The sequence below is a fragment of the Mycobacterium sp. genome, from assembly GCF_035697385.1.
Classification (GTDB): domain Bacteria; phylum Actinomycetota; class Actinomycetes; order Mycobacteriales; family Mycobacteriaceae; genus Mycobacterium.
In genome coordinates this window covers 20,710-27,091 of the sequence record NZ_DASSCY010000366.1, presented here as the reverse complement: position 1 = coordinate 27,091, position 6,382 = coordinate 20,710, and the positions used below count along the sequence as shown (strand labels likewise).

Sequence of the window (6,382 nt, the reverse complement as noted above, 5' to 3'; positions counted from 1 at the left end):
CGATGTGGCGCCTGCGGCCGATCGGGGCCGACCCGCTACTGGTGGTGGATCCGCAGTATGTCGCGTTGGCCCCGGAGGTCTCGGTGGACTGGCATGACGCGGTCGATCTGATCGAGCGGCTGCTCGACGACGACCAACCGGCCGGTGCGGATCCGACTCTCGTGGCCGACCTGCTTCCGCTGCTGCGAGCCGGCGATCTGCTCGACCGCTGGACCGAGCAGTGGCTTTCCGACGAGCGGGATCGGTACCACGAAAGGCGGTTGGCCGCCCTGGATGTTCTTCGCCGCGCCGACAAACAGGTAGCTTCCTACGCGTGTTCCTCGCTGCGCTCGGCACATACGCTCCGTTCCGTCAGAGCAACGAAGAACGACTCGAGCGAGCCATGAACGCGCTAATGATGATCTGCATGTCGATCGGTACCCCGCTTGCCGCTCTGGGCCTGTACGAGCTACAGGTGCGGCTCGAGCGATGGGACTACGACCGTCACGCCGAGGACTGACCTTCCTCGTCGGCGCGTTTGGCTACATCTACCGTGATGAGGTGGACGAACTCACCGATGACGTGATCGATTTCCTGTCCGAAGGCACCCGCACCGGAATGTTGGGTTATCTGGCATCCGACGGCAGGCCGCTGGTTGCGCCCGTCTGGTTCGTCGTCGACGGCGGCGAATTGGCCTTCAACACCGGCAAGAACACCGCGAAGGGGCGTGCGCTGGCCCGTGATGCTCGCGTAGTGATGTGCGTGGACGAGCCACGGCCGCCGTTCTCGTTCGTCCAGGTTCAGGGCATCGCGTCGATCAGCGAAGATCCCGAGGAGCTGCTCGACATCGCCACTCGGACCGGCGGGCGCTATATGGGCCCCGATCGCGCCGACGAGTTCGGCAGGCGCAATGGCGTCCCCGGTGAGCTTGTCGTTCGTATCAGGCCGACCAAGGTAACCAAGGCGTTCGACCTGGCGAACTGACCCGTCGGCTTTGACCATTCGGCTGACGCACTCCAGCAAACAGCTCATTATGGGGTTGTGGCTGTCGGGATGGTGAGCCGTTCGGCCGAGTCGGAGTCGGTCGCCGAGTTCTTGTCATCCGCGCAGCGCCAGCCGTCCGGTCTGGTCATCGAGGGTGAAGCCGGCATCGGAAAAACCACGCTTTGGCTGGCCACGCTGGACCAGGCCCGCGAGCATGGATTCCGCGTGTTGTCGGCGCGGGCGTGGGAGGCGGAGTCGGTGCTGGCCTACGGCACGTTGGCCGACCTCCTGAGCGATGTCGAGCCGGACGAATTGGCGGGGTTGGCCGACGTGCAACGCGTGGCGGTGGACCGGGTTCTGCTTCGGGACACCGGCGGCGGCCCCGCGACGGACCAACGTGTAGTGGCGGCAGCGTTGGTTTCGATCATTGGCGCACTCGCTCAGGCCGCGCCGGTGCTTATCGGGATCGACGACCTCCAGTGGCTCGATGCGTCCAGCCGCGGCGTGGTGGCGTACACGGCCCGGCGGTTGAAAGGGCGAGCGGGACTGCTGGCCACCGAGCGGACCGACCACAACGCGACTACATCCTGGCTGCAGCTGGCCAATCCCGTTGGTTTTCAACGGATTCGCGTGGGACCGATGAGCCTGGGCGAACTGCGCACGATGATTTCCGAACGACTGGGACGGACACTTTCCCGTCCGACCATGGCGCGCATCGCAGATGTGTCCGCAGGTAACCCGTTCTATGCCTTGGAAATGGCGCGCACCGTCGGCGTTCAGCCCTCCATCGCCACACAGGGCCTGCCTCAAACGCTGGCCGAACTGATGCGGATCCGAATGGGCGACCTCGACGACGGCGTTCTCGACCTGCTGCTCGCCGCTTCGTGTGTCGCCGACCCCACAGTTGATCTGCTGGCGCGTGCCACCCACACCACCGCAGAACGAGTCATCGGGCTGCTGGAAGAGGTCGAGAGCCGCGGCATGGTCGGTATCGAAGGCAATCGGGTGCGGTTCTCACACCCGCTACTTGCACGCGGGGTGTACACCGACGTCAGTCCCGCCCGGCGCCGCGCGGCGCACCGGGCGCTTGCCGGGGTCGTCGAGCAGCCCGAGCTGAGGGCTCGGCATCTCGCGATGTCAGCGGCCAGCGCAGACCCGGAAGTCCTGCAGGCGCTTGACGAGGCCGCAGACGCCGCGCGTGCCCGGGGCGCGCCGGCTGCGGCAGCAGAGCTGCTTGACCTGGCGATCGGCCTGGGCGGCGACACACCGCTGCGCCGGATAAGGGCGGCAGATCACCGCTTTCAGGCCGGCGACGCGGATCAGGCCGCCGCGTGCCTGTTGCCCGCTCTCGAGCAGCCGCCCGGGCCGCTGCGCACGGTCGCAATGACCTTGCGCGCAAGAATGCAGATCCACGACAACAAGCTCGTCGAGGCAGCAGATCTGCTGAAGAGCGTGCTGGATGACGCACAACAAGTTTCGGGGCTTCGCATTCGCGTCTTGCTGTTGCTGTCACACGCCCAGCGGGCCGCCGGTCAGTTCGATGAGGCGTTGAGCGTGGCGCGCCAAGCCATCTCGGCGGCGGAGGCTCATCGGCGCCCCGCACTGATCAGCCAGACGCTGGCCGTGTGGGTACACACCAACTTCGAGTCCGGAAACGGCGTGGACGAGGCGAGCCTGGCACGCGCGCTCGAACTCGAGGATTGCGATACCGATGTCCCCATCCTGTTCCGCGCCAGCCTCATTGATGCGTTGATGCGGGCCTTCACCGGGCGGCTTCACGACGCTCACAACAAGATGCTGGCCCTTCGGCGCCGCTGCGACGAACGCGGTGCCGAAGGGGATCTGATGGCCATCGCCGGGTTTTCCTGCCTGATCAATATTTGGCTCGGCCACTTCACCGAGGCGGCCGGTTACGCCGAGGAAGCCGTCGAACGGGCCAGACACATCGACGGTGACCATGTGCTCGTGATACCGCTGTCTGTTCGGGCCGCTGCTGCCTCGTATCTTGGCCGAGCCCACGAAACGCGCGCTGACGCCCGCGCCGCCATAGACGCCGCCCGCAGCTGCGGTTCCGCACCGATGGCCGTATTGCCAACCGTGAGCCTGGGGTTCCTGGAGGCTTCGCAGGGAAACTACGCCGAGGCACTCACGATCTTGCAGCCCTTGCTGGCAGCGCCACGCCCATGCACCGAGATACTGTCCGCTTCGTTCATCCCCGAGACGATCGAGGCCATGGTGGCCATGGGGCGCCTCGACGAGGCCGATCCGTTGATCGAAGAGTTCGAACGCAACGGTCGCCGGCTCGACCGGGCGTGGATGCTGGCGGTAGGCGCGAGGTGCCGCAGCATGACTCTGGCGGCCCGCGGCGACATCGAGGCGGCGGTCGAAACGGCGTACCAAGCGATGACCGAACACGACCGGCTGCCAATGCCATTCGAACGTGCACGCACTCAGTTGCTGCTTGGACAGCTCCAACGTCGGCAACGACAAAAGCAGGCCGCCGCGGCGACTCTGAGCGAGGCGTTGAGTGCCTTCGAGACCATGGGCACACCATTGTGGGCGGAGCGCGCACACGCGGAATTGGCCCGGACCAATGTCAGTCCACGCAATTACGTGCGGCTGACGCCGTCCGAACAGCGGGTCGCCGAACTCGCCGCCTCCGGCATGACCAACCGCGGCGTGGCGGCAAAGCTGTTCATCAGTGTGAAGACCGTCGAAGCCAACCTCACTCAGATTTACCGCAAACTCGGCATCCACTCGCGCGCCGAGCTCGGCAACCTCATGGGACAGGAGGCCGCGGCCCGCTAGTCGGGCAGCGCCACCGCACGCGACACCCGCTCGATCCGCCCGCCGAAGCCACGGCCATAGCGCGCCAGCAGCGGCAGTACCCGCATCGACTGATTGCGTGCGAAAATGCCCCATCGGGAAGCGGGAAGCAGCGTCGACATCCCGCCGGTGGCCAGTGCCTGATTACTCAGCACGTTGGGCCGAAAGTCGCTTTCCCACAACGCAAATGCCGTCGACAGATCAGCTGCCGTGGCGATTCGGTGCGCGAGAAGGTAGCCACCGATCATGGCCAGCGAGGTGCCCTGACCCGACATCGGCGACGGGCCGTACGCGGCGTCACCGAGCAGTACGACCCGACCCTTCGACCAGCTCGGAATCCGCACCTGGCTCATCTCGTCGAAGTAGAAGTCGTAGGCGCCGGGCATCGCCTCGAGCAATCGCCCCGTCTCCCAACCCATCCCGGCAAAACGCCTGCGCAGCAGGTCTTGCTGGGCGGCGCGATCGGCGAAGTCGATGGCGAGCGGGGGGCTGCGGAACAGCAGCACCACCTTCGCCCGCTCGTTGCCGCGCACCGTGAACATCGCCGCCGCCCGTCCGGGTTCGTTGTAGAGCACCGCCCTGTCACGCAGCCCGAGAAGGTTGTCGACGGTATAGATCGACAGGTAAGCGCCAAGATGATGGGTGAACCGCTTCTCCGGACCGAACACCAGCTCGCGAACCGCCGAGTGATGACCGTCCGCGCCAACGACAATGTCGACTTCCCGCGACGGGCCGTGCTCGAACTCGACCCCGACGGCACCTGATTCTTGAGGAACCGCGGCCCGCACCCTGTCGCCGAAGACCACTTCGACGTCGTCGGCGATGGCGCCAAACAGGATGCGCACCAAGTCATCTCGCATGATCTCGACCTCGCGATCGCCGCGCGCCCCGTGCAGTGGTCGCAGCGCCACGTCGTAGGTGCGCCGGCCGTCGGGCCGCACGGCAGACAGGGTCATGATCGTGGTGCGGGCCTCGCGAACCGCGGTTTCGAGTCCCATTCGTTCGGTGACGCCGAGAGCCGTGCCGCGGATGTCTACCGCGTGCCCGCCCACCCTCAGCTCGGGCATTCGCTCAATGAGGATCGGCCGGTGGCCCCGCCGCGCCAGCCAGTACGCCAAGGTCGGACCGGCGATGCCCGCACCGGAGATCAGGATCGTCAGCGGGCGTTGCACAGTGCCAAGATACGAGGATGGGGTCGTCGTCGGGAGCCTACGCCGTGGGAGTCGTGCTGGCCGCCGGCCTCGGCACCCGTGTCGGCGCCGACGGCAACAAGGCATACCTCCCGCTGGCCGGGCGCAGCATGGTGTCGTGGTCGCTTGACGCCGTGACGCGCGCGCCGGGCATCACCCGAACGGTGCTGGTCTTCAGGCGGGGTGAGCGCGCGCTCGCCGAGGACACGGTGCAGCGGGAGCTCGCAGCCGCGAATGTGGAGTTCGTCGAGGGCGGCGACACCCGGCACGCATCGGAATTCAATGTGCTGAGCTATCTCGCCGCCGACATCGAGACGGGTGCGGTTGACGTCGTCCTGATTCACGACGCCGCGCGGCCCATCGCGGGGCCCGAGATGTTCGCCACCGCGCTGTCGGTCGCCCGTGCGTTCGGCGGGGCCCTGCCAGCGGTGACCGTCCCCGATGTGGTGACGACAGCGTCCGGCGACCTCGAGTCGTTGAGCGGCATGGGCAGGCTTGTTCGCGTACAGACACCGCAGGCGTTCCGCGCGTTGCCGTTGCTGCGGGCGTATCAGGCCGCGAATCGGGAGGGATTCGAAGGCACAGACACCTCGTCGTGCATCGAAACGTTCGGCGACGTCGACGTCCGCACTTTCGACGGCGAGGAACGCAATCTCAAGGTGACCTACGCCCACGACATCGCGGTGGCCGAAGCCCTCCTCACGAATCGCCCGCGTGCGCGATGATCGCCTCGACGAACGCGGCGTCGCGGGGAAGTTCGACGACGAATGCACTGGAATCGCCGTCGACAACGGTTATCGGCGCGCCCGCCGCAATGACCTCCTCGAGTTCGTCGAACTCGTCGGACGAGCGCTTGGTGAGCAATCGGGCGAGTTGATCGGTCGCGAAACCCCGTGGGTACTGCACGGCCTGCAGTACCGAACGGTCAAGGGTGGCCGTCACCGAACCGTGCGCATCGACGGATTTGACGCTGTCAGTCAGAGGTAGCGCAGGCATCACGACGGTGCTGCCGTTGCGCAGCGCTGAGATCACGCGGCCGAACAAGCCGGCAGATGCCAATGGCCGGCGGACGTCGTGGACGATCACGAGCTGCGGCGAAATCTCCTCGCGCTCAAAGTATTCCAACCCGGCTGTCAGACATTGGGCCCTTGAACCAGGGTCGGCGGCCGCCGTGACAGCAGCGGAAAGGCCCTGGGCGGCAAGGCTTTCGCGTACATCGTCAAGAAGGGGTGTAGCCGTCGCGACAACGACGGCAGCCGGCTCAGCCAACACACCGAGCATCGTGCGCAGAACGCGGACCAGTGGGGCCTCCCCCGCCAACGGCGTGAGCGCGGCCGCCGCGTTGTCCGGGACGGTCATCGGCAGCGGCACGATCGCCCCCACGATTGACGGCACCGCCACGG

General features: G+C 66.5%; 5 protein-coding genes and 1 pseudogene. 4 read left to right on the top strand and 2 right to left on the bottom strand.

The window, feature by feature from the left end:
* The 3 genes and pseudogenes from VFH65_RS30390 to VFH65_RS30380 all read left to right on the top strand — a co-directional run.
* Positions 1-386 (top strand): annotated as a pseudogene (locus VFH65_RS30390) (transcriptional regulator); the annotation flags it as partial.
* A gap of 154 nt (positions 387-540) precedes the next feature.
* Positions 541-963: a PPOX class F420-dependent oxidoreductase gene (locus VFH65_RS30385; RefSeq protein ID WP_353327002.1), complete on the top strand. Its 423-nt coding sequence runs from the start codon at positions 541-543 to the stop codon at positions 961-963.
* Between the two features lie 57 nt (positions 964-1,020).
* A complete protein-coding gene (locus tag VFH65_RS30380) occupies positions 1,021-3,771 on the top strand; it encodes a helix-turn-helix transcriptional regulator (RefSeq protein ID WP_353327000.1) in 2,751 nt (916 codons plus the stop codon).
* Here the strand turns inward: VFH65_RS30380 and VFH65_RS30375 are convergent.
* The gene (locus tag VFH65_RS30375; RefSeq protein WP_353326998.1) at positions 3,768-4,961 is read right to left on the bottom strand and encodes an FAD-dependent monooxygenase; all 1,194 of its coding nucleotides are present in this window, start codon (positions 4,959-4,961) and stop codon (positions 3,768-3,770) included. The genes VFH65_RS30380 and VFH65_RS30375 overlap by 4 nt on opposite strands.
* Positions 4,962-4,978: 17 nt before the next feature.
* Between VFH65_RS30375 and VFH65_RS30370 the strand changes: the two genes are divergently transcribed.
* Complete coding sequence (locus VFH65_RS30370; protein WP_353326996.1) at positions 4,979-5,704, top strand: IspD/TarI family cytidylyltransferase; 726 nt, start codon at positions 4,979-4,981, stop codon at positions 5,702-5,704.
* Here the strand turns inward: VFH65_RS30370 and VFH65_RS30365 are convergent.
* Positions 5,679-6,380: an IspD/TarI family cytidylyltransferase gene (locus VFH65_RS30365; protein WP_353326994.1), complete on the bottom strand. Its 702-nt coding sequence runs from the start codon at positions 6,378-6,380 to the stop codon at positions 5,679-5,681. The two genes, VFH65_RS30370 and VFH65_RS30365, sit on opposite strands and share 26 nt — an antisense overlap.
* Positions 6,381-6,382: the final 2 nt, after the last annotated feature.